The following is a 25,885-nucleotide window of genomic DNA, read 5'->3' as shown; positions in this document are numbered from 1 at the left end:
CCCTGCCGGGGAACGCCAACCGAAGAATGGAATGACCATGCCCGTCCACAAGCGCATCCGGATGTTCAACACAAAGGACACCTATCCCGAACAGAAGCTCGACAACGATCTCTGCCAGGTCGTGGTCGCCCGGGGTACCATGGTGTTCGTTCGCGGCCAGATCGGCCAGGACCTCGACACGAGCGAGAATGTCGGCGTCGGCGATGTCGAGGCGCAGACGGAACAGGCGATGAAAAACATCAAGATGCTTCTGGAAGAGGCCGGCTCGGAACTCGGCCATATCTGCAAGATCACCATCTATCTCGTCGATCCCCGCTATCGCGAGACCGTCTATCGCGTCATCGGCAAATGGCTGAAGGGCGTCTTCCCCGTTTCGACCGGTGTGGTGATCTCGGCGCTCGCCCGGCCGGAATGGCTGGTCGAAGTGGATGTCACCGCCGTCATTCCGGATTAAGCCCGCCATGACCTTCTCGATCCTCGGGCGCTGCAAGACCACCGGCCGGCTGGGCATGGCCATCTCCTCCTCGTCTCCTGCGGTCGCCGCGCGCTGCGCCCATGCCCGCGCCGGGACCGGCGTCGTCGCCAGCCAGAACATCACCGACCCCGCGCTGGGGCCGAAGGGGCTCGACCTGCTCGCAACGGGTCTGGCCGCGGACGCCGCGATGACGGCGCTTCTGGATGGTTATCCGCATGCGGAGTGGCGTCAGCTCGTCATTCTGGACGCAAAAGGACAATCCGCGCTGTTTTCCGGCGCGCAGGCGCTCGGGGTCCACGACATGGCGCAGGGGCGCGATTGCGCCGCCGCGGGCAATCTGCTCGCCAATCCCTCTATTCCCAAGCGGATGGTCGCAGCGTTTGAGGCGGCCGAAGGCGATCTCGGCGACCGGCTGCTCGCCGCCATGCATGCGGCGCTCGAGGTGGGCGGGGAGGCGGGGCCCGTTCATTCCGCCGGTCTGCTGATCGTCGATCATGTCAGCTGGCCGGTCGCCGACCTCCGCGTCGACTGGGCCGAGGACGATCCGATCAGCCAGCTCGCCGATCTCTGGCGGCTCTACAAGCCGCAGCTCGACGCCTATGTCACCCGCGCCCTCAATCCTTCGGGCTCGCCGAGCTACGGCGTTCCCGGCGACGACCGCTAAGGAGCCGAACCGATGACCATGACTTTGGCCGACTGGAAAGACGCCGCGGCAAAACTCCGCTTTCGCAACCAGGCCTTCATCGATGGCGCTTTCGTTCCGGCGCTCTCCGGCAAGACTTTTCAGAGCGTCAATCCGGCGACGGAGGAGGTGATCACCGACGTCGCCGCCTGCGACGCCGAGGATATCGACCGCGCGGTCAAAGCTGCGCGCACCGCCTTCGAGGACGGACGCTGGTCGGGCAAGACGCCGGCCGAGCGCAAGGCGGTGCTACTGAAGCTCGCCGATCTCATCCGCGACAATCTCACCGAATTTGCGCTGCTCGAAAGCATGGACATGGGCAAGCTCGTGACGGATGCCGCCGCCATCGATGTGCCGGGCGCGGCCGGCGTGTTCCAATGGTTCGCCGAAGCCATCGACAAGATCTATGACGAGATCGCGCCGACGGGTCGCGGCAATGTCGCCATGGTCAGGCGCGAGGCGCTGGGCGTCATTGGCGCTGTGACGCCCTGGAATTTCCCGCTCGACATGGCCGCCTGGAAATGCGCGCCGGCGCTCGCCATGGGCAATTCGGTGGTGCTGAAACCGGCCGAGCAATCGCCGCTCTCCGCACTCTTCCTCGCCGAACTTGCGCTTCAAGCTGGCGTGCCGGCCGGCGTGTTCAACGTCGTTCCAGGCTTTGGCGAGACCGCCGGAAAGGCGCTCGGCATGCACCCGGACGTCGATTGCATCGCCTTTACCGGCTCCACCGAAGTCGGCAAATATTTCCTCGGCTATTCCGCCCAGTCCAATATGAAACAGGTCTGGCTGGAATGCGGCGGCAAAAGCCCCAACCTCATCTTCGACGATTGCGAGGATCTGGACGCCGCAGCCGACATGGCCGCCTTCGGCATCTTCTTCAATCAGGGCGAAATCTGCTCGGCCAATTCCCGCCTGCTCGTCCAGCGCGGCGTCGCCGATGCGTTTCTCGATAAAATGAAGCAACGCGCCGCGCGCTATGAGCCCGGCGATCCGCTCGATCCGGCCTCCACCATGGGCGCGATCGTCGACGGCCGCCAATGCGACCGCGTGCAATCCTATATCGAACACGGCAAGACAACGGCCAAGCTGATCGCCGGCGGAGAGCGCGTGACGGTCGCCGGCAAAGGCCATTTCATCCAGCCGACCATCTTCGCAAACGTCGATCCTGACGATCGGCTGTCGCGGGAAGAGATTTTTGGCCGGTGCTCACCGTGACGGTGTTCGACACGGAAGAGGAAGCCGTGGCGCTAGCGAATGACACGATCTATGGGCTGGCCGCCTCCGTCTGGACGTCAAACCTGTCGCGCGCGCACCGGCTGATCGATGTGCTGAAAGTCGGCACCGTATCAGTCAACACGGTGGACGCCCTGTCTCCGATGACGCCGTTCGGCGGCTTCAAGCAATCCGGCGTCGGCCGCGACCTGTCGCTGCACGCCTTCGACAAATTCTCCGGTCTCAAGACGGCCTGGATCAAATACTGACCGTTTCTCCCGCCAAGCCTTGCCCGCCGGCTGCTGTCGGCGGGCTTTTTTGTGTTCGCACAAAATAATCATTACCTCATTGACTCATCATACCAGTTGCTTTACCCGTTCACTCCAGAGTGAGGAGCGGCGCCGTCGGGAGAACGGCAGCCTGGGAGGCCTCCGCCGCAACGTCGGCGGACATCAACCCTCTGCGCCCGAAGCGCCGACCCTCCACGTGACACAGAAGCAAGGACGGAGACGACACAATGACGGCGATCGCGCTATTCGGAGCAGGCGGAAAAATGGGTTGCCGCCTGGCGAAAAACCTCAAGGGATCGCGTTTCGACGTCCGTCACGTCGAAGTCAGCGACGCCGGAAAGGGCCGCCTCGCCAATGAACTGGGCGTCACGGCCATTGACGCCGACACCGCACTCGATGGCGCTGATGTGGTGATCCTGGCGGTGCCGGATACCGCCATCGGCAAGGTCGCCCATTCGATTTCCGACAAACTCAAGCCGGGCGTGATGGTCGTGGTGCTCGACGCCGCCGCTCCTTTCGCCGGCCATCTGCCCGATCGTAAGGATCTTACTTATTTCGTCACCCATCCCTGCCATCCGCCGATCTTCAACGACGAGACCGACATGGCCGCCAAGAAGGATCACTTCGGCGGCGTGCACGCCAAGCAGCATATCGTGTCTGCGCTGATGCAGGGACCGGAAAGCGAGTATGCGCTCGGCGAGGAGATCGCCAAAACGATCTGGGCGCCGGTCATGCGCTCGCATCGCGTCACCGTCGAACAGATGGCGCTGCTGGAGCCCGGCCTGTCCGAAACCGTCTGCGCATCACTGCTGGTCGTGATGAAGGAAGCCATGGACGAATGCGTCCGCCGCGGCGTGCCCAAGGAGGCGGCCCGCGACTTCCTGCTCGGCCATATGAATGTGCTCGGCGCGGTCATTTTTGAGGAAACGCCCGGCGTGTTTTCCGACGCCTGCAACAAGGCGATCGAATTCGGCAAGCCGGTGCTGATGAAAGACGACTGGCTACGCGTCTTCGAGCCCGAAGAAATCGCCGCCAGCATTCAGCGCATTACCTGAGGCCTGAGGCCACAGATCGACGGACGTGGAGGCGACCGTCGTTGAAACGACATGGTCGGCCAAAGCGCCGCGCCAAAACTTGTTCAAGAGGAGGAGAACATCATGACTTTGACCCGTAGACTGACGCTCGCCGGCTTCGCCGCCATCATGGCGGCCACCACCGCCATGCCGGCCTTCGCCGCCGATCTCATCGCCATCATCACCCCGAGCCACGACAATCCGTTCTTCAAGGCGGAAGCCGTGGGCGCGGAAGCCAAGGCCAAGGAACTCGGCTACGACACGCTGGTGCTGGTGCATGACGACGACGCCAACAAGCAGTCGCAGCTGATCGACACCGCCATCGGTCGCGGCGCCAAAGCCATCATTCTCGACAATGCCGGCTCGGAAGCGTCGATCGCCGCCGTCAAGAAGGCCAAGGACGCCGGCGTCCCCTCCTTCCTGATCGACCGCGAAATCAACGCCACCGGCATCGCCGTCTCGCAGATCGTCTCCAACAACTATCAGGGCGCACAGCTCGGCGCGGAAGAATTCGTCAAGCTGATGGGCGAGAAGGGCAATTATGTCGAGCTGCTCGGTCGCGAAGCCGATCTCAACGCCGGCATCCGCTCCAAGGGCTATCACGACGTCATCGACGACTATCCGGAGATGAAGATGGTCGCCCAGCAGTCGGCCAATTGGAGCCAGACGGAAGGCTATTCCAAGATGGAAACCATCCTCCAGGCCAATCCGGACATTCAGGGCGTGATCGCCGGCAATGACACGATGGCCATGGGCGCGATCGCCGCACTCCAGGCCGCCGGCCGCAAAGATGTGATCGTGGTGGGCTTCGACGGCTCCAACGACGTGCGCGACTCCATCAAGGCGGGCGGCATCAAGGCCACCGTCATGCAGCCGGCCTATGCGCAGGCCCAGATGGCCGTCACCCAGGCCGACGAGTTCATCAAGACCGGCAAGGGTCCGGCTGAAGAAAAGCAGCTGATGGACTGCGTGCTCATCAACGCCGACAATGCCGACAAGCTCGAAACCTTCGCGCTGAAGGAGTGATTTTCCCAAGGCCGCCTTACGGCCAACTTTGCGCGGGGGCGCCGTCCAGCATCCCCGCGCCTTTTCCCTTCATTCCGGGCCGTTTGCCGGCCCATCATTGGTGTACACGACCGGAGCGCGCCATGTCCCGACATCACGCCTTCATCGCCCTTCTGGCGCTGACTGGGCTCACGCTGGCCGGATGCAAATTCGTCAAGACCGAGGACCAGCAGAAGGAAGCCGCCGCCGCCGCCTTCGATCCAGACCGGCAGGTGGCCGAGATCTGGGACAGCAAGGTCGCACCCTATTTCGATAAGAAATCCGGGCCCTATAAGGACGTGGCGGCCCTTGTCGCCTCCGATCCGGACGCCGCCAACAAGACCTATGGCCATAAGGAAAAGCAGGGCAACGCGCCCTGGACCTATGTCGCCAAAGTCGACGGCGTCATCGTCAAGGCCGAGACCAAATCGCGCGCCGGCTATGTCGACGTCGATGTCGACGGCGACCAGAAGGCGGATATCCGCGTGGCGATCGGCCCGGCCATTCGCGGCACAGCCCTGCGCGACGCGCTGGATTTCGTCGATTTCAATTCCTTCCGCAACCAGATCGAATGGGCGCAGTTCGGCAAGTCCTTCAACATCCATGTCAACAAGCTGACGTTGGAAAAGCTGCCGCGCGACACGCTCGTCGGCAAGACCGTGAAGGCGTCGGGCGCCTATCCGCAGCCGTCTTCAGGCCAGTTGCCGCAATTTGTGCCGGCGACGATCACCATCGGGGGCTGATATGGACGTTTCCCAAAACGACGTCATCCTCGAACTGCGCGACGTCACCAAGGCCTATTCCGGCATTCTCGCCGTCAAGAAGGCCAATCTCAAGCTGCGGCGCGGCGCGGTCAATGTTCTCGTCGGCGAAAACGGCGCCGGCAAATCGACGCTGATGCGCATCATCGCCGGCGTCGAACAGCCGACGCTCGGCGAGATCTGGATGGACGGCGAACGCATTTCGCTCTCCTCTCCCGCCGACGCCGTCAAGCATGGCATCGGCATCGTCTTTCAGGAACTCAACCTGTTCGGCAATCTCACGGTCGCCGAAAACATCTTCGCCACCCGCGAGATCACCCGCGGCCTGCGCGGCATCGACCACAAGGCGCAGGTGGACAAGGCCAACGCCTTCCTCAACCGACTGGAAGCCGGCATCTCCGCCGAGACGCTTGCCGAAGACCTGCCGATCGGCCAGCAGCAGCTGGTGGAAATCGCCCGCGCGGTGTCGCTCGACACCCGCATCCTCATCATGGACGAGCCGACCTCGGCCCTGTCAGCCGCCGAGGTCGACATTCTCTTCCGGGTCATCGCCGAACTGAAGGCGCAGGGCGTGGCGATCGTCTATATCTCGCATCGCCTCGAAGAGCTGATGCGGATCGGCGATTACATCACCGTGCTGAAAGACGGCCAGATCACCGGCCAGGCGCTGGTGAAGGACATCGACACCCGCTGGATCGTCCGCTCGATGATCGGCTCGGACGCCAAGGATTTCGCCAAAGCCACGGATCACAAGATCGGCGGCGAGGCGCTGCGCGTCGAGGAGATCTGCCTGCCGCGCGCCCAGGGCGGCTATGCCGTCGATCACGTATCGCTCACGGTGCGCAAGGGCGAAATCCTCGGCATTTATGGCTTGATGGGCGCAGGCCGCAGCGAATTGTTCGAATGCGTCATGGGCCGCCATCCGCTGGCGTCGGGCCGGATCTTCATCGACGGCGCGGAACTGACGGCGCCCGACACCACCCGCCGCATCCAGCAGGGACTGGCTCTGATCCCCGAAGACCGCCAGCGCGAAGGCCTCGTGCAATGCCTGTCGATCGCCGAGAACCTGACGCTGGCGAGCCTCGGTCAGTTCGTGAAGAGCCTGTTCCACATCGATCTCGCGAAAGAGAAGCAGGCGATCAAGGACTCGATCCGCAATCTCGCCATCAAGGCGCCGAACCCGGATTTCGAAGTCACCTCGATGTCGGGCGGCAACCAGCAGAAGGTCGTGATCGGCAAGGCGCTGATGACCGGCCCTAAAGTTCTGCTGATGGACGAGCCGTCGCGGGGGGATCGATGTCGGCGCCAAGGCCGATGTCTTCCGCACCATGCGCCGGCTGGCGGGCGAGGGGCTCGCCATCCTGTTTTCCACTTCCGACCTCGAAGAGGTCATGGCGCTGTCGGACCGGATCGCCGTGATGAGCAACGGCCGACTGGTGACGATCCTCGATCGCGCCGCCGCCACCGAGGAGGCGATCATCGCCGCCTCCGCCGAAGGACATAAACAAAGAAGGACGCTTCACTGATGACCGCCGCCGCCAATGCCGCAACGGGCGCGAGCCCAGTCTCCGGATCGCTGCTCCTGACGCTCATGAAACTGCGCACCTTCATCGCGCTGTTTGCCGTGATCGCCTTCTTCTCGATCTTCGCCCCGAATTTCCTGTCGACGGCGAATATGATTCTGATGTCCAAGCATGTGGCTCTCAACGCCTTTCTCGCCATGGGCATGACCTTCGTCATCGTCACCGGCGGCATCGATCTGTCGGTCGGCTCGATCGTCGGTCTTTGCGGCATGGTCGCGGGTGGGCTGATCCTCAACGGCGTCCAGCTGCCGATCGGCTACACCGTCTATTTCAACATTTTCGAAGTGGCGCTGATCGTGCTGGTGGTCGGCGTGTTCATCGGCGTCATCAACGGGCTGTTGATCACCAAACTCAATGTCGCGCCCTTCATCGCCACGCTCGGCACGCTCTATATGGCGCGCGGCGCGGCGCTTCTCTATTCCGACGGCCAGACGCTGCCCAATCTGGTCGGCAAGCCGGAACTCGGCAATGAAGGCTTCGGCTTTCTCGGCGCCGGCTATATTCTGGGATTGCCGACATCGGTCTGGCTGCTGATCGCGGTGGCGCTGGCGGCCGCCTATTTCGCCCGTTACGTGCCGCTCGGCCGCCACATTTTCGCCGTCGGCGGCAATGAGCGGGCGGCCCGCATGTCCGGCATCCGCGTCGACCGGGTGAAGATGTTCGTCTATATGTTCTCAGGCTTCTGCGCCGCGATCGTCGGCCTGGTGATCTCGTCGGAACTGATGGCCGCGCATCCCGCCACCGGCAATTCCTTCGAGCTCAACGCCATCGCCGCAGCCGTGCTCGGCGGAACCTCGATGTCGGGCGGACGCGGCACGATTGGCGGCACGATCATCGGCGCCTTCGTGATCGGTATTCTCTCGGACGGGCTGGTGATGATGGGCGTCTCCTCCTTCTGGCAGATGGTCATCAAGGGTCTGGTGATCATCGTCGCGGTCGTGGTCGATCAGGCGCAACGCAAATTGCAGCAGCGCGTGACGCTGATGCAGATGGCCAAGGCCGGCTGAACAGGGGAGGGCGATGATGTCGACATTCAAGGGCGCGTTGATTGGCTGCGGCTTCTTCGCCGTCAACCAGATGCATGGCTGGGGCGACGCCGGCAATGTCGAGATCGTCGCCATCTGCGACAGAGACCCCCAACGGCTGAAGATCGTCGGCGACCAGTTCGGCGTCGCCAGACGCTATCAGGATGCGGAGACGATGTTCGCCGAAGGCGGTTTCGACTTCGTCGACATCGCCACCACCGTCTCCAGCCATCGGGCCTTGGTCGAACTCGCAGCACGGCACAAGATCCCGATGATCTGCCAGAAGCCGTTCGCCCCGACGCTTGATGACGCCAAGGCCATGGTCCGCGCCGCCCAAGACGCCGGCGTTCCCCTGATGATCCACGAGAATTTCCGCTGGCAGACGCCGATCCTGGCGGTCAAAGCTGTGCTGGACTCCGGCGAAATCGGCGAGGCCTTCTGGGGCCGCGTCTCCTTCCGCTCCGGCTTCGACGTGTTTTCCGGCCAGCCTTATCTGGCCAAGGGCAAGCGCTTCATCATCGAAGATCTCGGCATACATTCGCTCGATATCGCCCGTTATCTGTTCGGCGACGCCACCCGCATGACCGCGCGGACGCGACGGATCAATCCTGCGATCGCCGGCGAGGATGTCGCCACCATGCTGCTAGACCACGACAACGGCGTCACCTCCATCGTCGACGTGTCCTACGCCTCGAAGCTGCCGGAAGAACCGTTCCCGGAAACCTTCGTCGAGATCGATGGAACAGAAGGCACGCTCCGGCTGGGCAAGGATTATCGCCTCGCGGTGCATGGCCGATCGGGAACAACAGTCTCCACCGTCGCGCCCAACCTGCTGCCCTGGGCCTCGCGCCCCTGGCACAATATCCAGGAAAGCGTAGCGCTGATCCAGAAGCACTGGATCGAGCGGCTGGCGGCGGCGCAGGCGCCCGACACCTCCGGCGAGGACAATTTGAAAACCTTCGCCCTGGTCGAGGCCGCCTATCTCAGCGCCGAAACAGGAATGACCATCGATCTTGCGGATCTACTTGGTTGAGCTCGCTGCAATCCACGATGAGAAAACCATGAGCAGTCTCGATTTCCGCCTTTATGGAACCCGTGAGCCTCCGGCGCCGGCGCGCCGGCTCACGGCCGGGCCTCTGAGTGTCGACCTGCAGGACGGCAATCTCCGCACCATCCGCTATCGCGGCCACGAAGTGGTGCGCGCCATCGCTTTCCTGGTGCGCGACAAGGATTGGGGAACCTGCGCGGCGAAGATTTCCGACCTTGCGATCCATGAGAACGAGGCCCATTTCCGCATCACCTATCGCGCAAGCTATTCCGCTCCCGATGGCGCAAGGCTCTTCGCCGACATCGTCATAGAAGGAGAGGCGGAGCGCATTCGCTTCGCGGCGGATTTCATGGCGGAAGGCGATTTCGAGACCGCCCGCGCCGGCTTCACCGTGCTGCACCCCATTGTCGGCCTGTCCGGTCAGCCGGTGACGGTGCGGCATGCGGATGGCTCGATCGAAGAAGCTGTCTGGCCTCAGGCCATCGACCCCTGGCAGCCTTTCAAGAACATCTCGGCCATCACCCATTCGGCGGCTCCGGGCATCAAGGCCGAGACGCGGTTCTCCGGCGACATCTTCGAAATGGAAGACCAGCGCAACTGGACCGACGGCTCCTACAAGACCTATGTGCGGCCCTTGGCGCTGCCCTGGCCCTACCGGCTCGAAAGCGGCGCGCCCCACAGCCAGAGCGTCGAAATGATCGTCTCAGCGGAGACCGCCGCGCCGGCTTTTTCGCGCTCGGATGAGCCTGTGGATCTCACCCTGTCTTCGACGTCCTACCGCCTGCCTGATATCGGCGTCGGCCTCCGCCCCGATTGCATGGAGGAAGAAGCGTCTCATCTTCCGCTGCTGGCGGAGATCGGCGCGCGCCATCTCATCGCCCATTACGACCCTCTCGCCGGACACGGGATCGACGCGCTCCGGCATTACGCCAGCGTGGCGCGGCAGACCGGTCTCAAGATGACGCTCGAATGCGCCGTCCCATGCCGGCGGCCGCTCGATGAGGAAATGGCCGAACTCGCCGCCCTCGTTGAGCGAGCCGACCTGCCGCTGGACACGCTGTTCGTCTGCCCCTCGGTGGATCGACAATCGACGCCGCCGGGTTCGGCATGGCCGGAATGTCCACCTCTTGAAAACCTCTATCAGGCGGCGCGGGCGGCCTTCCCAGGCGTCCGTCTGGGTGGCGGCATGCTCTCTTATTTCACGGAACTCAACCGGAAGCGCATTCCCGGCGACCTCGTCGATTATGTGAGCCATTGCACCAATCCCATCGTGCATGCGGCCGACGATCTCTCGGTGATGCAGACATTCGAGGCGCTTTCCGATGTCGTCGCCTCCGCACGCGCGATCTACGCCGACAAGTCCTATCGCATCGGCCCTTCGACCATCGCCATGCGCCAGAACCCCTATGGTTCTGCGACCAAGGACAATCCGACGCTTTCGCGCATCCCCATGGCCAATGTCGATCCGCGCCATAACGGCCTGTTCGGCGCTGCTTTCGCGCTCGCCTACGCGGCGGCCACGCTGCCGGCAGGACTCGAGCTTCTCACATTGTCCACACTTGCAGGGCCATTTGGCTTGATCCCCGGCGAGGGGGAGCCTTGCGCCGCCGGCGCCATCCGTCCACTCGGACACGTCATCGGCGAACTCGGCCGCCTTTCCGGCCAACCGGCCTGGGCGCTCACCTCGGACGCGCCTTCGGACATTCTCGGGCTCGCCGTGGAAGGCGAGGAGGGCGTTTTTGTGCTGGCGGCGAACATGACCCCGTATGAACGGACGGTCAGGCTTCCCGGCCCCGCCAGCAGAGTTTCTCTCCTGACAACGGAAAGTCTCGGCGAGGGCTTCCGGCCCGGGTTGGCTTCAGAAACCGTCGCCCTGCCGCCATACGCCTGTCTCAAGGCGTTGATCTCTCATTGAAAACATGTTCACGAGGAAGTTATCTGGAGTTGACGTGACAAGTTTTGCGGGCCGTGCGATGGCGCTGAAGCATAGTCCTCCCAGCCAAGCAAGGCAGTAAACACATGACGCTGACCAACAGACTGACCTCCTATTCGCCCTATATGCTCAGCATCACCCGCATCATGTCGGGCCTTCTCTTTCTCGAGCATGGCACCGCCAAGCTGCTCGGCTTCCCCCTGTCCGACATGAATCCGGCCGCTTTCAGCCTGAGCTGGTGGGCGGGCGTCATCGAACTGGTCTGCGGCATTCTCCTGACCGTCGGCTTCCTCACCCGTCCGGCTGCCTTCCTCGCCTCGGGCATGTGCGCCTTCGCCTATTTCATCGCGCATGCACCGCAGAATTTCTTCCCGATGAACAATGGCGGCGACGCGGCGATCCTCTACTGCTTCCTGTTCCTGTATCTCGTCTTTGCCGGCGGGGTCCGCTCAGCGTCGACGCCCAGCGCGCCAGGGCCTGATCCATCTCTCACGAGGGGAGGGCGGACAGCCGCCCTCTCTCGAAGCGTCAGGGACGGCCGGCGCGGATCATCGAAAAGTAATCGTCGCCGCCGACCTGCCCACCCTTGAGCGCGATCTGCAGACCATCGAGAGCGCCGCCATGCGCCGTGCAGAGCGGCGAGCCCGGCGTCTGCGGCAACGGCATGGTCAGCGTCAGCGCCTCGATCCCCATTTCGCCGAGCGCATGGCTGGATGTATCGCCGCCGGCCACCACCGCGCGGCGAAGTTTCGCTTCACCCAGCAGACGTTTCTGGATCTTTCCCAGCCCCCGACCAATCCGGTGACGCGCGCCCTCGCGCATATCGATCTCGCTGCCGCGATCGGCGGAGGGTCCGAGCGCCGTGAAGATGACCGGGCTCGCGCCGCGCGACAGGATCTCCAAACCAGCGACCACGCCGCGTTCAACCTCGTTTTCCGCATTGTCGCCGGTCAAATGCAGCGGATCAAGCGCTACCGCTTCAAACCCATGCGCCAGCGCGTGACGGATCTGCCGCTCCGTCGTCGGCGACACGGACCCGGAGACCACGGCGATCTGCTCGACGGGCCCGACCGGCTCAAAACCCGGCTTCGCACCGATCAGCCCCTCCTGCCGCCAGGCTTCGATCAGCGCATATTCGACGCCCGAGGAGCCGCAGACGAAACGGCCGCGATCACGCAGCGCATTCCACAGGATCTGCCCCGCGGCGGCCTGCGTGCCGGAATCCAGGACGTCGATCAACAGGATGGCCGGATCGTCCGCCAACGCCGCACCGAGCGCGCCGCCGACATCGGGGCCGGTGAGCCCCGCACAATCCAAAAGCGCCGACGACAGCTTCGTCTGTCGCGCCAGATGCAGCAGAATATCCGCCTCGTCCATCGGCGTCACCGGATGCCGGCTCATCACCGGATGGCGGTCGATCCGGTAGTTACGACCCTGATAGGCGGCGAACAACTGGCCGAAAGCAGTATAGCGGCGGATCTGCGGCGCGCCGACGATGAGGCTCGTGGTCCGATTTCCGAATATGTTTGCGCCGATCTCGATCGCCTTGCCGATATTGCCGAACCCCGGGCTGGAATCGAAGGTCGAGCAGACCTTGTAATGACAGAGTTCGGCGTCGAGCCCGCCAAGCCACCTCAAGGCATCGCTCAGATGGACATCCATCCAGTCCGGGCTTTCGCTGCGGCTCGTACCGGCAAGACCCATGGCGCGCGCCTGCCGAAACCGCTCCACCAACTCGCCGCCGGGCTTCTTCAAAAACAACACCGTATCGACGCCGTTGGACGCGAGCGCCTCCATCACATCGGTCGAGCCGGTAAAATCGTCGCCGTAATAGCTGATCAGGGGCGGGTCATATCCTACTCCGGGAAGGGGTCTCAGGCGGCCTTGCCGTCGGCGAATTTCTCGATCGAGCGGGCGAGTTCGGTATGATCGCGCGCATAGTCGTCGAGCGGGATATCCGCCGCCGCCGCCTCCCAGGCCTGCCGGACGGCCTTGACGCCCGCGCCGGGCCCATCCGGATGGCTGACGATGCCGCCGCCGCAGAGATAGAGGAGATCGGTCGAGCCGCCGGTGGCCTTGATCGTATCGGGCGCCTGGCCGCCCCATTGGCCCGAGCCGATCACGGGCAGGGGGCAATCGGAGGCGTCGAAGATCGGCGTCGACACCGCTTGATAGGAGCGCACGAAACTCTCGTCGGGCTCCCAGTATTTGACCCGGATGCCGTTGATCTGGAACTGGTCGACGCCGAGCAGCCGCCAGAACTGTTGCCAGACGGAGAATTCGAAGCCGATGCCGGCATGCCGGGTGAGAACATCCCAGCCATTGCGATGAGCATGCAGCACGAGGCCCGAACGCTTGCGCAGGAAGCTCATGCCACTGAACCCGATCGAGTTGATGTTGACGACGGCGCAATTGCCGCCAGCCTTGAGCACAAGATCATGATTGCGCATCATCTCATCGGGATCGGCATGCGAAATGCCGAAGGCGTACATCACCTTCTTGCCGGTCTTCTGCTCGTGGTCGAGAATGCGCGGCATGATCGCCGCAACCCGGTCCTCGAGCGACGAATAGGCCGGGCTCATCAGCTTCTCGTCGTCCTTGATGAAATCGACGCCGGCCTCGATCAGTTCGCCGACCATCTCCGCCGTCTCATGCGGTCGCAGGCCGAGCGCCGGCTTGACGATGGTGCCGATGATGGGCCGATCCGCGACGCCGGTCAGTTTGCGACTGCCTTGCACGCCGAATTGCGGTCCGGGATGAGCGGCGCGGAACGCGTCGGGCAGTTTGAGATCGACGATACGGATGCCGGTCATGCCCTTGATCGAAAAGACCCCGCCGATGCAGATCGTCATCAACGCGGAGAGATCAGTCCCCACCGCATCCAGGGGAAAATCGATATCGACATCGGCGCGGTGAAACAGTTTCGCGCCGCCGCCTTCGTCCGGAAATGAAGGCTTGTCGGTCGGGGGCAGGGGGCGGATCTCGACGACGCGGGCCGCAACGCGGGCCTTGAGTTCTTCCGTTTCTCCGGGCAGCGCCACGAATGTGCCGGTGGACTGGTCGCTGGCGATCTTGGCGGCCATTTTTTCGATGGAGCCCGACGTTTCGATACGATAGGTGACCCGGATCACGCCGCTCCTCCCCGAGCATTCGCGTTGCAGCTAGATGGCAACTGGTATAATGAGTATCACTGTCATGCAAGGGCCTGCCGACGGTTTTCTTGCTTCGCGCAATCGTGCATAAGATCAGCGGCGAAACAGAAGGTGACGCGATGACTATCCTCTCCGAACCGATCGTGCGGCGGAAACTTTCCGACGAGGTGTTTTTGCGTTTAAAGGCGCTCATCGAAACCGGCGAACTCAAGGCCGGCGACGAAATGCCGTCCGAGAGAACGCTGATGGAGCGGTTCGACGTCGGCCGGCCGGCGATCCGCGAAGCCATGCAGGCCTTGGCCGGCAAGGGACTGGTGGAAATCTCGCATGGAGAACGGGCGCGGGTGCTGAAGGTCACTGCCCAATCACTGCTGCGCCAGGTGGATCTGCCCGCCAAGGTCATGCTGGCGGGTTCTTCGGATTCGCTCGAACATCTGAAGTCAGCCCGCATCTTTTTCGAGCGCGGCATGGTGCGGGAAGCCGCCGAAAAGGCCACGGACGAGCAGATCCGCGAACTCAAGTCCAAGCTCGAAAAGCAGAAAGCGCAGCTCGGCGATTCCGAAGGCTTTATCGGCGCCGATATGGAATTCCATACGGCGATCGCCCGCATCTCCGGCAATCCGATTTTCGAGGCGGTGAGCGAGGCCATGCTCGGCTGGCTCAAAGCCTATCACACGGAAATGCTGATCTGGACCGGCAAGGAGAATTTCACGCTGGCCGAGCACGAGGATATCATCGCCGCCATCGAGGCCCATGACCCCGATGCTGCGGAAAACGCCATGATCAAGCATCTGGAGCGCTCGCGCGCGCTCTACGCCCTCAAGAACGGGCTGGGCTGAGAAACTCGCGAACGATAAGCTCGATTGAACGGAGACGCCGGACCGGCGAAACCGACGAACACCGGACATCCGCCGCATGCGCTTCACGCTGAGACAGCTCGAATATTTCATCGCCGCCGGCGAAACCGGCAGCATTTCACAGGCGTCCGAGCGCATCAACATCTCCTCGCCCTCGATCTCCACGGCGATTTCGCAATTGGAGCAGGAGCTGGAAGTGCAGCTCTTCGTCCGTCATCACGCCCAGGGCCTGTCGCTGACGCCGGCCGGACGCGTGATGCTGATGGAGGCGAAGCGGCTGATCGAACAGGCCGAAGCGATGTATTCGGCCGCCACGGCGACCTCGGAAGAGGTGAGGGGGCAGCTCAATATCGGCTGCCTGACCACGCTCGCGCCGATGATCCTGCCGGAATTGGCGCTGTCCTTCATGTCCGCTTTCCCGAAGGCGTCGATCCGCCCCTTCGCCGATCACCAGGAAACGCTGCTGTCAGGGCTGCATAAGGCGACGATCGACGTCGCCATCACCTATGACCTGCAGATTCCGCAGGGCATAGACTTCCTACCGCTCGTCGACCTGCCCGTGCATGCGGTCGTCGGCGAGACGCATCCCCTGGCCCGCCAATCCGCCGTGACGTTGCAGGAACTGGTCGAGCTGCCGCTGATCCTCCTGGATATGCCGATTTCTGCGGAGTATTTCATGGCGCTCTTCCTCAAGGAGGGTCTCCAGCCCACCATAGGCTTCCGCTTCTCGCAACCGGATGTCATCCGCACCATGGTCGCCAACGGCTACGGTTATACGCTCGCCAATGTCACGTCGCGCTCCGAGCAGGCGCTGGACGGCCGCCGCGTCACGCGCGTGCGGCTCGCGGGCGATCACAGGCCGATGACCATCGGCGTCGCGACGCTCAAGCAGCTGCGAAAATCGCGCCTGCTTTCCGCCTTCAGCGCGCATGCCCGCGCGTTCATCTCCGATTCCTATATTCCGGGGATGGTGGCGCCGGCGATGGGCCACAAGCGCCGCTGACGAGATAGAAAAGCTGGATCTGCTTGCAAAAAGGCAGGCGCCCAAGGACTTGCAGCCGCCTGCACATTTTTTGACCTTCTTTCGCACCAGCTCATGCGAATGGCTGCTGATTAGGTTTTTCCTAATCAAATTCGTCAGAAAAGTCTATTTTTCCAAATGAACGTTCCATGCTTACTTGTATAGGCAACGAAAAAAGACGCCGGTCCGGCACGGTCTTGGGCTCCTCCCGCCCAAGCGACATCCGTCGGGAGCCAGGACGTCGAGAACGAACCACAGACAAGGGAACGTCACATGAAATCTCTTTCTCGCCTGTTCAAGACTTCGCTGGCCGCCGGCGTCGCGCTCCTCGCGGCTGGCGCCGCCGAAGCCGGCACGATGAAGCTCGGCATGACCACCTGGGTCGGCTATGGCCCGCTCTTCCTCGCCCGCGACCTCGGCTACTTCAAGGAAAAGGGCTTGGATGTCGATCTGCAGATCGTCGAAGACCATGCGCTCGCCATGGCGGCCGAAGCCTCGGGCGAACTCGACGGCGACGCCGGCACGATCGATGAGACGCTGCAATACCGCACCAAGGAATTCTGCTTCAAAACGGTCTATGCGCTCGACGACAGCCATGGCGGCGACGGCATGCTGACGCCGACCACCGTCAATTCCATCAAGGATTTGAAGGGCATGGAAGTCGGCCTCAACGAAGGCTCGGTCTCGCAGTTCTGGTTCAACATCCTGCTCAAGCGCGAAGGCATGACGGAAGCGGACGTCAAGGTCACCAACATGACCGCCGACGACGCCGCCGCCGCCTTCATGGCAGACCGCATCCCTGTCGCCGTGACTTGGGAGCCGCATCTGACGCTGGCCAAGAAGGCCAACAAGGGCAAGGTGCTGATCGATTCCTCCAAGACTCCCGGCGTGATCGTCGACGTGCTTTCGCTGCGCTGCGACTATATCGAAAAACATCCGGAAGACGTGAAAGCTCTGGTCGAAGGCCTCTACAAGGCCAATGAATACATCAAGACCAACAAGGAAGAGGCTTACGCCATCATGGCCAAGGGCGTTGGCGGCTGGCTGTCCGATCCCAAGGATTTCGCCGATTCCGCCGCCGGGGTGAACTTCTACGGCAAGGACGAGAACGCCCGCTTCTTCAAAGGCGGCGCCGATAGTGAGGCCGGCACGTTGATCAAGCTCGGCAACGAGATCTGGGGCGGCTTCGGCAAGGTGAAGATGGACGCCAAATTCGAAGACGTCGTCGACGCCCAGTTCCTCGACATCAAGTAAACGCTCACCTCTTCGCCGGGCGGCCCAGCCGCCCGGTCTGAAGACGCGCCTCGCCTGTCCCGAAGGCCGGAGCTGGAGTTTCGATTTGTCTCAACGTTCTCTTCTCAAAGACATGGCGTCGCCGTTTCGCGCTATTCCGCCGTCACTGACGGCGGGCCTCGGCGTGCTGGTCTGGGTGCTGGTCATCGGCTTCTGGATCTTGGTGACCTTGTCCGGCTACGTGCCGGACATGTTTCTGCCGAGCCCTGGCCATGTCCTTGAAACCACGCTAAAATTTGCTCAGAACGGCCAACTTTGGGAACACACGTCCTCAAGTCTCAAGGTCGTGATGCTCGGCTTCGTCGTCTCCTCCGTCTTCGCGGTCCCCCTCGGGTTGCTGATGGGCTCCTACCGTGTGGTGCAGGGGCTGTTCGATCCGCTGGTCAACTTCATCCGCTATCTGCCGGTCACCTCCTTCGTGCCGCTGTTCATCCTGTGGATCGGCATCGGCATCGAGCAGAAGATGGCCGTGATCATCTTCGGCATATTCTTCCAGCAATTGGTGATGATCGCCGACGCCGCGCATTCGGTGCCGCGCGACCTGATCAACGCCGCCTATACGCTCGGCACGCGCCGCATCGAGACCGTGTTCCACATCGTGCTGCCGGCGACCCTGCCCAACATTCTCGACGTGCTGCGCGTCACCATGGGCTGGGCCTGGACCTATCTGGTGGTCGCCGAACTCGTCGCCGCCCGCGCCGGCCTCGGCTATATCTCGCTGAAGGCGGCGCGCGGCTTCCAGGTCGATGTCATCTTCATGGCGATCGCCATGATCGGCCTGCTCGGCCTCTGCACCGACAAGATCTTCCGCCTCATTCGCCGCTATCTGGCGCCCTGGGCCAATTGAGAGGCGCCGCATGTCCAAACTCGATTACAATTCCTCGGATATTTCCGTCTCGCATGTACAGTTGCGTTACGGCGCGGGCAAGAAATCGGTTCTCGCGCTCAACGACATCTCGTTGCATGTCGAAAAGAACGAGTTCTGCGTCATCGTCGGGCCATCAGGCTGCGGAAAGTCGAGTCTTCTCTATCTGATCGCCGGGCTCGAGGACCGGACCGGCGGCGACATCGCGGTGGGGAGCCGCAGCGTCACCGAACCGGGGCCCGATCGCGGCATGGTCTTCCAGGGCTACACGCTGTTTCCCTGGCTGACGGTCGCGCAGAATGTCGAATACGGCCCGAAGCGAAAAGGCGTCAACCCCGCCACCCGCAAGGATCTGGTCGAGCATTATCTCGCCGAGGTCGGCCTGTCGAAATTCGCCAACCACTATCCGTCGCAGCTGTCGGGCGGCATGAAGCAACGCGTCGCCATCGCCCGCGCGCTCGCCAACGATCCCGAAGTGCTGCTGATGGACGAACCCTTCGGCGCGCTCGACAGCCAGACGCGCCACCAGATGCAGAAACTGCTGCTGCGCGTGTGGGAATCGACCAAGAAGACCGTGCTCTTCGTCACCCATGACATCGAGGAAGCGATCCTGCTCGCCGACCGCGTGCTGGTCATGTCCGGGCGGCCCGGCCTGATCAAGAAGGAAATCAGGGTCACGATCCCCGGCCGCGCTCGGCCGACATCGTGCTGGAGCCGGAATTCATCGCCATGAAGCGGGAGATCCTGGAGCTCTTGAGAAATGACGAGGACGACGCGCACTAAGCGTCGTCGCCCTTCCACCCACGCAATACCAGTCTCGCGCCGGGCTTCTGGCGCGACAGCGCGGAGACATGCGCATGGATAAGCTCGAATTCGATTATGTGATCGTCGGCGCAGGCTCCGCAGGTTGCGTGCTCGCCAATCGGTTGAGCGTGGATGCGACGAAAACCGTCTGCCTGATCGAAGGCGGCGGCTCGGATGACAGTCTCAGGGTGAAAGTGCCGGCCGGCATCCTCTCGCTCTACGGCAATCCGCGCTTCGATTACGGCTATGTCGGCGTTCCGCAAGCAGAGATGAACGGCCGGCGCATTCCGGTCAATCGCGGCAAGGCGCTCGGCGGCTCCTCCACGATCAATTCGATGATCTATATCCGCGGCGCCCGCGAGGATTACGACGAATGGGCCGCGCTGGGCTGCAAGGGATGGGGTTATGACGACGTGCTGCCGGTGTTCAGGAGTTTCGAACGAAACCTGATCGACCAGGACCCGACTTATCACGGCTTCGAAGGAGAACTTCTGGTCGACAGGCCGCGTGACCCCAATGTTGTAGCGCGCGCGTTCGTAGAGGCCGGCAAGCAGGCGGGCCTGCCGGAAAACAGTGATTTCAACGCCGCGAGCCAATATGGCGTCGGCATCTACAATGTGACGCAGGATAAAGGCAGCCGCTTTTCGTCGCACACGGCATTCATAAGACCGGTCGCGGGCAGGGCGAACCTCCATGTTTTGCCGGACACCGAAGTCGTCGATCTCGATATCGTCGGAGACAGGGCAACAGCCGTAAATGTCGTGCGCGATGGAATTGCGCACAAGATTGTTGCGCGCGGTGAAATCATCCTGTCCGCAGGCGCCATCGGCAGTCCGCGCATTCTTCTTGCTTCGGGCCTCGGCCCCGCGCCTGAGCTCGCCGCCGCAGGCGTCGCGGTGAAGCTGAATATTCCCGGCGTCGGCAAAAACTTGCGCGATCATATAGACGGCATGATCACCATGCGCTCCAAAAGCCTCGAGACGCTCGGCCTGTCATTCGGCAATCTGCCGGCGATCCTCGCGAGCCCGCTGAATTACCTCCTGCGCCGCAGGGGCATGCTGACCACAAACTATGTCGAAGCCGGCGGCTTCGCCAAGACGCGGCTCTCGACGGGCCTTCCCGATATCCAGTTTCATTTCGTGCCGGGCTATCGCAGCCATCGCGGCAGGCTGGTCGAATATGGCCACGGCTTTGCCGTGCATACCTGTGTTCTCCGGCCGAATAGCATCGGCGAACTCAGGCTCACGGAAGATGGAACGCGCCGCAACGCGCTGATCGACCATCGCTTCTTCACCCGGTCGGAAGATCTGGACACGCTGGTCGAAGGCATCAAACTGGCCCGCTCGATCTTCGCCCAGCCGGCGCTGGCCGAACTCGAGGGCACAGAATTTCTCCCGGGGCGGGATGTCCGGACGGACGATGAAATTCGCGCCTATCTCCGCACCGAGGCGCTTACGGTCTATCACCCCGTCGGCACGGTGAAGATGGGCGTCGACGACATGGCGGTGGTCGATCCGGAGACGTTGAAGGTGAGGGGCTTTCCAACCTCCGCGTCGCCGACGCCTCGATCATGCCGACGCTGATCGGCGGCAACACCAATGCGCCGTCGATGATGATCGGCGACAAATGCGCCCGGATGATCCGGTCCGCCTGACCCCTCAGGCATAGCCGCGCCGCCGCTTGATCCGCTCCAATCGCGCCCAGGCGCGCGCAGCGTCGTCTTCCGAGGCGAAGGTCTCGACTTTTTCTGCCCTTCGCCGCCGATGCGGCCCCATTGACGGATGAGCGAGACTTCGCCGAACAGGGTGTGCTGCAGGCTGAGGAGATAGAAACGCGCCATGTTGCGGGTCGGATCGATGCGGTGAAGGCGCAAGGGGGTCGAGAATGAACCTGTCATGGCGCGATTCTTCCAGCCGCGCCGGCGCACGTCTAACGACTTCGGTGAATCGATCCGCCTCGACCGATTCACCGATGTGATGGATAGGAATCAGCGATAGCGGTCCAACCATTTAAGACCGGCGGTCGTTCCCGCCATCGGCCGGTATTCGCACCCCACATATCCCTCATAACCCAGCGCGTCGAGTTCGCGGAAAATTCTGGCGTCGTCGAGTTCGCCGCTGCCCGGTTCTCCGCGATGCGGAACCGCCGCTGTCTGGATATGGCCGATCAGAGGAAACAGCGACCTCAGGCCGGTCAACACGTCGCCATGCAGGATCTGGCGGTGATAGATATCGAATTGCAGCCTGAGACAGGGATGGCCGATCCGATCGACCAACTCTGCGGCATCGTTGAAATCACCGAGAAAATATCCGGGCATATCGCGCGGATTGAGCGGCTCGATCAGGATTTCGGCGCCGATTGCGCCGGCTGTGTCGGCCGCCTTCGACAGATTGTCGCGATAGACGCCGGCCGCAACGGAATTACCGCGTTCTGCGACGCCCGCCATGCAATGCAACTTCCTGACCCCGAGCGCGCCGGCATAGGTCACAGCGAGGCTCAGCGACGCGTCGAATTCGTCCTGGCGACGCGGATCGACAGCCAGACCACGATCGCCAGCGCTCCAGTCGCCCGGCGGCATATTGATGAGCGCCACTGGCAAGCCGGCGTCCTCGACCCATTCGGCGATCTGGGCGGGAGCGTGATCATAGGGAAACAGGAATTCCACCGCATCGAAACCGGCCTCGGCCGCCGCCTTGAGCCGAGACTCGAACGGCATTTCCGTAAACAGCATGGTGAGGTTGGCGGCGAAACGCGGCATGGAGACTCCTGATATGAAGCAGAATGAAGCGGTTCGAGGGATCAGGCAACAGGCGGCACATTGGTGAATGGCACCTCCACAGCGGATAACGTGGTAATCTAAATTATGGAACTCAGGAATATGCGTAAAAGCCGAGGCATGTTCGACGCCGGTTGCGTAAAGCCCGATAAAGCCGCAATCTCTGATGCGTTGAATAAATCACCCGGACAAACCGTATAGCGCAAGAAACCATAATCGTCGTCGTCGACTGACAACCGCAGCTATTTCGAGCAGAATGCCGGACTGGATTGGCGCACGGACCCCTTGATGAGCATACCGCGATCTTCCTTCGACACCCGCAAGCTGCCGCCAGGACCCGCCTGGGACCTCTGGCACGACCAGATCAGCGTGATTTTCGATTCCCGCCCGCATAAGAGCATCGAGGACGGATTTTTCGCCTCGGTGGACGCCTGGCTGGTCGGCGAGGTCGGCATCGGACATATCCGCGGCGCCGGTCAGCGGTTCGATCGCTCCCGCAAGAAGATCGCCAAGGATGCGATGGACGGCTATGTGCTACAGTTCTACTTGCAAGGACAGAGCGAAGGTCGCGTCAGCGGTCAGACGGCCAAACCGGGCGATCTTTATCTCATCGACATGGCCCAGGCCCTGGCGACCGCCACGACCGATCATGAGCAGATCAGCTTCGCGCTGCCGCGCCGCATGCTCGCACCCTCTTTGAAAATGCCCGATAATTGTCATGAGCTGGTGATCCCGGGAGATCGGCCGCTGGTGACGCTGCTGCGGGAATCGATGCTCAGCTATACCCGCAATCTCGACCGCTTGCGCGCGGAAGACGCGGAAGCCGCGCTGAAGCCGCTGGTCGATCTCACCGCTGTGGCGATCAACTCCGAACTTTCGGAGGAAAAGGCCGAAGCGGTGAACCTGATGCTGACCGCCAGCATCAGGCGTCACATCGAAGCCAATCTGCTCGATGCAGATCTCTCCGCCGAAACGGTCGCAGCCAGCTTCGGCCTGTCGCGCCGTTCGCTGTATCGGCTTTTCGAGCGGTTCGGCGGCTTCCAATCCTATGTGCATGAGCGGCGCTTGCGCCGCGCCTGGGATGCGCTGCGGGCGTCCGACCAGCGCCATGTCGCCATCGCCTCGATCGCCGAGAGCCATGGTTACGCCAATCCGGAAAACTTCACCCGCGCCTTTCGCCGATTGTTCGGCATGACCCCGCGGGAAGTTCGCCACCTCTCGGCGTCGGACACGGAGCGGGCCATCGCAGCGACCCCGCAAGCCATGTGGTCGCAATGGGTCGCCAAGATCGGCAGTTGACTCCTGATCGCGCCTGGCGCCGGCTCAAGCGCTCAGCCGCACGGACTCCATCGATGCGAGGGCCGAAATCCGCGCATGGCGACGCGGCGAGACGCCGAAGCGTTCGCGATAGGCGGCGATGAGATTGTTGGCGTGACCATAGCCGATCAGGAAAGCGATCTGCTTGAGAGGCATTTCCGTTTCCCCAGCAGCCGACGTGCCGTTCTCAACCTGCTCTCGCGAAGATAACCGAAAATCGTGCTGCCGAACTGCTCCCTAAACCCCTGCGACAGCCGACGCTGGCTGAGCCCGACCATGTCCGACAACTGCCCCAAGCTGAGCGGGTTCGACAAATTCTGCTCGATCAACAGCCCGGCGCGGCGAACGGCGTCGCGCTCCCTGGCCGTCAACGGACGAAGAACCTCGCCGCCGTCATTGGCGCATCTATTCCCATGAGCATTCTGCTCCACCACGCTGATCACTTGCATTCCGAAATCTTCCTCGCTTGCCTCGAGCATCGGCGACGCCCGCCGACAATTTCTTGAAAGCGATCATGAAGGTCTCGTTAAGTCCCTGCAATGGTTGGGTTTTGGACACCATTCAATCAGTCAGCCGGTGCCTTGGAACCGGCAAATAGTGCCATGCTTTAGTAAAATGAGATGTGAATGGTCCAGAATGGGAGGCGTCGAACGACGTCGCCTTCCCAAACCGGAACGATTTTCACAGGCCTGGCTCGCCGAAAACGAGTCTCAGCCGCGAATGCCGGGCGCTTCCTGTCCGGTGCGCGCGACATATTCGGTATAGCCGCCATCATAGCGATGAACCCCGTCGGGGTCAGCTCCAGCACGCGGTTGGACAGAGCGCCGAGGAAGTGACGATCGTGGCTGACGAACAGCATGGTGCCCTCGTAATCGGCGAGCGCCCTGATCAGCATTTCCTTGGTGTCGAGATCGAGATGGTTGGTCGGTTCGTCGAGCACCAGCAGATTGGGCGGATCGAACAGCATCTTGGCCATGACCAGCCGCGCCTTTTCGCCGCCAGAGAGCACGCGGCAGCGCTTGTCGATGTCGTCGCCCGAGAAGCCGAAACAACCCGCCAGCGCCCGGAGCGGCGCCTGACCTGCCTGCGGGAAGGAGGATTCCAGCCATTCGAGAATGGTGGCGTCGCCGTCGAGCAGATCCATCGCGTGCTGGGCGAAATAGCCGAGCTTGACGCTGGCGCCGATCGCCACCGTGCCCTCGTCCGGTTCGGTCGTGCCGGTGACCAACTTCAGAAGCGTAGATTTGCCGGCGCCATTGATGCCCATGATGCACCAGCGCTCGCGACGGCGGACGCTGAAATCCAACCCTTCATAGATGGACCGGGAGCCGTATTTCTTGTGCACGCCCTTGATGTTGATGACGTCTTCGCCTGAGCGCGGCGCGGGCCGGAATTCGAACGCCACCGACTGGCGGCGCTTCGGCGGCTCCACGCGGTCGATCTTTTCGAGCTTCTTGACGCGGCTCTGCACCTGCGCCGCATGGCTGGCGCGCGCCTTGAAGCGCTCGATGAACTTGATTTCCTTGGCGAGCATGGCCTGCTGGCGCTCGAATTGCGCCTGCTGCTGCTTCTCGTTCTGCGCCCGCTGGCCCTCATAGAAGCCGTAGTCGCCGGAATAGGTGGTCAGCGTGCCGCCATCGATCTCGATGATCTTGGTGACGATGCGGTTCATGAATTCGCGGTCGTGCGAGGTCATCAAAAGCGCGCCGTCATAGCCGCGCAGGAAGTTTTCGAGCCAGATCAGGCTTTCGATGTCGAGATGGTTCGACGGTTCGTCGAGCAGCATCACGTCCGGACGCATCAAGAGGATGCGGGCCAGCGCCACGCGCATCTTCCAGCCGCCCGACAGCTTGGCGACATCGCCATCCATCATCTCCTGCGTGAAGGAGAGACCGGCCAGCACCTCGCGGGCGCGGCCATCCAGCGCATAGCCGTCGAGCTCCTCGAAGCGCGCCTGCACCTCGCCATATCGCTCGATGATCTCGTCCATCCGGTCCATCTGGTCGGGATCGGACATCTGGGTTTCGAGGTCGCGCAGCTCGGCCGCCACTGCGCTGACCGGCCCTGCCCCTTCCATGACTTCCGCCACGGCGCTGCGGCCCGCCATTTCGCCGACATTCTGGTCGAAATAGCCGATCGTCACGCCCTTATCGACCGAAACTTGGCCTTCATCGGGCAGTTCCTGGCTGGTGATCATCCGAAACAGCGTCGATTTTCCCGCCCCGTTGGGGCCGACGAGGCCGATCTTCTCGCCCTTGTTGAGGGCGGCGGAGGCCTCGATGAACAGGATGCGGTGGCTGAGCTGCTTGGAGATGTTTTCGAGGCGGATCATGGCTTATCTGGACTGGTTGACGCGGGCGCCCTTATGGCATGCGAAAATCCATCTGTCGCAGGTTTTCTGACCACCCGCCTGTCCCTGATGGTATGGTGGTAAAAACAGCAACGAGGCGACGCGGACATGACAAAAGAAACGATGCCATTTGTCCTGAAAGAGCGCGACATCATCAACCGCGTCATCGCACGGTTCGGCAATGAGGCCGAAGCCTGGGGCTGGTTGAACAGCACGCCGCTGCCAGGCCATGGAGAATCGACCGCTCGCAACCTTGTTCGTGAGGGCCGGGCGCAGGATGTCTTAGCCTACATAGACAGTGTCGACGCTGGCGTTCACGCCTGA

Annotated in this window: 20 protein-coding genes and 6 pseudogenes; 19 read left to right on the top strand and 7 right to left on the bottom strand. The window is 62.4% G+C overall.

The features are described 5' to 3' along the window. Nucleotides 1-37 precede the first annotated feature (37 nt). The 11 genes and pseudogenes from H2O14_RS24145 (at nt 38) to H2O14_RS24095 (ending at nt 11,607) form a co-directional block, all read left to right on the top strand. Nucleotides 38-454, top strand: coding sequence for a RidA family protein (locus H2O14_RS24145; RefSeq protein ID WP_182829949.1), 417 nt, complete (start codon nt 38-40; stop codon nt 452-454). Between the two features lie 7 nt (nt 455-461). Further along, nucleotides 462-1,139 carry a DUF1028 domain-containing protein gene (locus H2O14_RS24140; protein ID WP_182829885.1) on the top strand — a complete coding sequence of 226 codons (678 nt, stop codon included), beginning with the start codon at nt 462-464 and terminating at the stop codon, nt 1,137-1,139. 18 nt (nt 1,140-1,157) lie between these two features. Beyond that, nucleotides 1,158-2,638 (top strand): annotated as a pseudogene (locus tag H2O14_RS24135) (aldehyde dehydrogenase). A 248-nt stretch (nt 2,639-2,886) separates the two neighbouring features. Continuing rightward, nucleotides 2,887-3,714: a phosphogluconate dehydrogenase C-terminal domain-containing protein gene (locus H2O14_RS24130; protein ID WP_182829884.1), complete on the top strand. Its 828-nt coding sequence runs from the start codon at nt 2,887-2,889 to the stop codon at nt 3,712-3,714. Between the two features lie 102 nt (nt 3,715-3,816). Continuing rightward, nucleotides 3,817-4,758: a D-ribose ABC transporter substrate-binding protein gene (locus H2O14_RS24125; protein ID WP_182829883.1), complete on the top strand. Its 942-nt coding sequence runs from the start codon at nt 3,817-3,819 to the stop codon at nt 4,756-4,758. 122 nt (nt 4,759-4,880) lie between these two features. Then, nucleotides 4,881-5,519: a DUF2291 family protein gene (locus H2O14_RS24120; protein WP_182829882.1), complete on the top strand. Its 639-nt coding sequence runs from the start codon at nt 4,881-4,883 to the stop codon at nt 5,517-5,519. 1 nt (nt 5,520) lies between these two features. Continuing rightward, nucleotides 5,521-7,063, top strand: a pseudogene (locus H2O14_RS24115) (sugar ABC transporter ATP-binding protein). After that, nucleotides 7,063-8,127, top strand: a complete 1,065-nt coding sequence (locus H2O14_RS24110) for an ABC transporter permease (protein WP_182829881.1) — start codon at nt 7,063-7,065, stop codon at nt 8,125-8,127. The pseudogene H2O14_RS24115 and the gene H2O14_RS24110 overlap by 1 nt, the downstream one beginning before the upstream one ends. Before the next feature lie 16 nt (nt 8,128-8,143). Then, nucleotides 8,144-9,178, top strand: coding sequence for a Gfo/Idh/MocA family protein (locus tag H2O14_RS24105; RefSeq protein WP_182829880.1), 1,035 nt, complete (start codon nt 8,144-8,146; stop codon nt 9,176-9,178). Nucleotides 9,179-9,206: 28 nt separating this feature from the next. Continuing rightward, nucleotides 9,207-11,108 carry a hypothetical protein gene (locus tag H2O14_RS24100; protein WP_182829879.1) on the top strand — a complete coding sequence of 634 codons (1,902 nt, stop codon included), beginning with the start codon at nt 9,207-9,209 and terminating at the stop codon, nt 11,106-11,108. 104 nt (nt 11,109-11,212) lie between these two features. Continuing rightward, a pseudogene (locus H2O14_RS24095) lies at nt 11,213-11,607 on the top strand (DoxX family protein). Between the two features lie 47 nt (nt 11,608-11,654). On the opposite strand, the gene H2O14_RS24090 reads toward H2O14_RS24095, so the two are convergent. Together H2O14_RS24090 and oiaX are read right to left on the bottom strand one after the other, a co-directional pair. Continuing rightward, nucleotides 11,655-13,004, bottom strand: a complete 1,350-nt coding sequence (locus tag H2O14_RS24090) for a four-carbon acid sugar kinase family protein (RefSeq protein ID WP_281410062.1) — start codon at nt 13,002-13,004, stop codon at nt 11,655-11,657. Beyond that, nucleotides 13,001-14,257 (bottom strand): 3-oxo-isoapionate-4-phosphate decarboxylase OiaX, encoded by a 1,257-nt coding sequence (oiaX, locus tag H2O14_RS24085; RefSeq protein WP_182829877.1) that lies wholly within the window; start codon nt 14,255-14,257, stop codon nt 13,001-13,003. The genes H2O14_RS24090 and oiaX overlap by 4 nt, the downstream gene beginning before the upstream one ends. Before the next feature lie 140 nt (nt 14,258-14,397). Between oiaX and H2O14_RS24080 the strand changes: the two genes are divergently transcribed. The 6 genes and pseudogenes from H2O14_RS24080 (at nt 14,398) to H2O14_RS24055 (ending at nt 20,772) form a co-directional block, all read left to right on the top strand. Further along, nucleotides 14,398-15,117, top strand: coding sequence for a transcriptional regulator NanR (locus H2O14_RS24080; protein WP_182829876.1), 720 nt, complete (start codon nt 14,398-14,400; stop codon nt 15,115-15,117). A gap of 76 nt (nt 15,118-15,193) precedes the next feature. Beyond that, complete coding sequence (locus tag H2O14_RS24075) at nt 15,194-16,138, top strand: LysR family transcriptional regulator (RefSeq protein WP_182829875.1); 945 nt, start codon at nt 15,194-15,196, stop codon at nt 16,136-16,138. 291 nt (nt 16,139-16,429) lie between these two features. Continuing rightward, nucleotides 16,430-17,410: an ABC transporter substrate-binding protein gene (locus H2O14_RS24070; RefSeq protein ID WP_182829874.1), complete on the top strand. Its 981-nt coding sequence runs from the start codon at nt 16,430-16,432 to the stop codon at nt 17,408-17,410. 85 nt (nt 17,411-17,495) lie between these two features. Next, nucleotides 17,496-18,296: an ABC transporter permease gene (locus H2O14_RS24065; protein ID WP_246697746.1), complete on the top strand. Its 801-nt coding sequence runs from the start codon at nt 17,496-17,498 to the stop codon at nt 18,294-18,296. Nucleotides 18,297-18,306: 10 nt separating this feature from the next. Continuing rightward, the gene (locus tag H2O14_RS24060) at nt 18,307-19,047 is read left to right on the top strand and encodes an ABC transporter ATP-binding protein (RefSeq protein ID WP_246697745.1); all 741 of its coding nucleotides are present in this window, start codon (nt 18,307-18,309) and stop codon (nt 19,045-19,047) included. Between the two features lie 118 nt (nt 19,048-19,165). Next, a pseudogene (locus tag H2O14_RS24055) lies at nt 19,166-20,772 on the top strand (GMC family oxidoreductase). A gap of 138 nt (nt 20,773-20,910) precedes the next feature. On the opposite strand, the pseudogene H2O14_RS29635 reads toward H2O14_RS24055, so the two are convergent. Continuing rightward, a pseudogene (locus H2O14_RS29635) lies at nt 20,911-20,958 on the bottom strand (hypothetical protein); the annotation flags it as partial. Nucleotides 20,959-21,105: 147 nt separating this feature from the next. After that, nucleotides 21,106-21,876 carry a hydroxypyruvate isomerase family protein gene (locus H2O14_RS24045; RefSeq protein WP_182829873.1) on the bottom strand — a complete coding sequence of 257 codons (771 nt, stop codon included), beginning with the start codon at nt 21,874-21,876 and terminating at the stop codon, nt 21,106-21,108. A 306-nt stretch (nt 21,877-22,182) separates the two neighbouring features. Here H2O14_RS24045 and H2O14_RS24040 point away from each other — a divergent pair, with 306 nt between their 5' ends. Then, nucleotides 22,183-23,193: a helix-turn-helix domain-containing protein gene (locus tag H2O14_RS24040; RefSeq protein ID WP_182829872.1), complete on the top strand. Its 1,011-nt coding sequence runs from the start codon at nt 22,183-22,185 to the stop codon at nt 23,191-23,193. 24 nt (nt 23,194-23,217) lie between these two features. Here the strand turns inward: H2O14_RS24040 and H2O14_RS24035 are convergent, their stop codons facing one another. The 3 genes and pseudogenes from H2O14_RS24035 to H2O14_RS24025 all read right to left on the bottom strand — a co-directional run bounded on the left by H2O14_RS24035 (nt 23,218) and on the right by H2O14_RS24025 (nt 25,543). Continuing rightward, the gene (locus H2O14_RS24035; protein WP_182829871.1) at nt 23,218-23,367 is read right to left on the bottom strand and encodes a hypothetical protein; all 150 of its coding nucleotides are present in this window, start codon (nt 23,365-23,367) and stop codon (nt 23,218-23,220) included. After that, nucleotides 23,340-23,660, bottom strand: a complete 321-nt coding sequence (locus H2O14_RS24030; protein WP_210275589.1) for an AraC family transcriptional regulator — start codon at nt 23,658-23,660, stop codon at nt 23,340-23,342. The genes H2O14_RS24035 and H2O14_RS24030 overlap by 28 nt, the downstream gene beginning before the upstream one ends. 261 nt (nt 23,661-23,921) lie before the next feature. After that, nucleotides 23,922-25,543: pseudogene (locus H2O14_RS24025) on the bottom strand (ABC-F family ATP-binding cassette domain-containing protein). Between the two features lie 126 nt (nt 25,544-25,669). Between H2O14_RS24025 and H2O14_RS24020 the strand changes: the two are divergent. Next, entirely contained in the window at nt 25,670-25,885 is a 216-nt protein-coding gene (locus tag H2O14_RS24020; protein ID WP_182829869.1) for a hypothetical protein, read from the top strand.

Source organism: Rhizobium sp. G21 (genome assembly GCF_014158035.1).
GTDB lineage: Bacteria > Pseudomonadota > Alphaproteobacteria > Rhizobiales > Rhizobiaceae > Rhizobium_E.
Note: the sequence above shows the minus strand (reverse complement) of the source record. Positions and strands in the feature narration are given on the sequence as shown.

Excerpts from the sequence above, each read along its gene's own strand:
- H2O14_RS24145 (WP_182829949.1), top strand. The coding sequence starts at position 38 with ATGCCCGTCCACAAGCGCATCCGGATGTTCAACACAAAGGACACCTAT.
- H2O14_RS24140 (WP_182829885.1), top strand. The coding sequence starts at position 462 with ATGACCTTCTCGATCCTCGGGCGCTGCAAGACCACCGGCCGGCTGGGC.
- H2O14_RS24130 (WP_182829884.1), top strand. The coding sequence starts at position 2,887 with ATGACGGCGATCGCGCTATTCGGAGCAGGCGGAAAAATGGGTTGCCGC.
- H2O14_RS24125 (WP_182829883.1), top strand. The coding sequence starts at position 3,817 with ATGACTTTGACCCGTAGACTGACGCTCGCCGGCTTCGCCGCCATCATG.
- H2O14_RS24120 (WP_182829882.1), top strand. The coding sequence starts at position 4,881 with ATGTCCCGACATCACGCCTTCATCGCCCTTCTGGCGCTGACTGGGCTC.
- H2O14_RS24110 (WP_182829881.1), top strand. The coding sequence starts at position 7,063 with ATGACCGCCGCCGCCAATGCCGCAACGGGCGCGAGCCCAGTCTCCGGA.
- H2O14_RS24105 (WP_182829880.1), top strand. The coding sequence starts at position 8,144 with ATGTCGACATTCAAGGGCGCGTTGATTGGCTGCGGCTTCTTCGCCGTC.
- H2O14_RS24100 (WP_182829879.1), top strand. The coding sequence starts at position 9,207 with ATGAGCAGTCTCGATTTCCGCCTTTATGGAACCCGTGAGCCTCCGGCG.
- H2O14_RS24080 (WP_182829876.1), top strand. The coding sequence starts at position 14,398 with ATGACTATCCTCTCCGAACCGATCGTGCGGCGGAAACTTTCCGACGAG.
- H2O14_RS24075 (WP_182829875.1), top strand. The coding sequence starts at position 15,194 with ATGCGCTTCACGCTGAGACAGCTCGAATATTTCATCGCCGCCGGCGAA.
- H2O14_RS24070 (WP_182829874.1), top strand. The coding sequence starts at position 16,430 with ATGAAATCTCTTTCTCGCCTGTTCAAGACTTCGCTGGCCGCCGGCGTC.
- H2O14_RS24060 (WP_246697745.1), top strand. The coding sequence starts at position 18,307 with ATGTCCAAACTCGATTACAATTCCTCGGATATTTCCGTCTCGCATGTA.
- H2O14_RS24045 (WP_182829873.1), bottom strand. The coding sequence starts at position 21,876 with ATGCCGCGTTTCGCCGCCAACCTCACCATGCTGTTTACGGAAATGCCG.
- H2O14_RS24040 (WP_182829872.1), top strand. The coding sequence starts at position 22,183 with ATGAGCATACCGCGATCTTCCTTCGACACCCGCAAGCTGCCGCCAGGA.
- H2O14_RS24035 (WP_182829871.1), bottom strand. The coding sequence starts at position 23,367 with ATGCCTCTCAAGCAGATCGCTTTCCTGATCGGCTATGGTCACGCCAAC.
- H2O14_RS24030 (WP_210275589.1), bottom strand. The coding sequence starts at position 23,660 with ATGCAAGTGATCAGCGTGGTGGAGCAGAATGCTCATGGGAATAGATGC.
- H2O14_RS24020 (WP_182829869.1), top strand. The coding sequence starts at position 25,670 with ATGACAAAAGAAACGATGCCATTTGTCCTGAAAGAGCGCGACATCATC.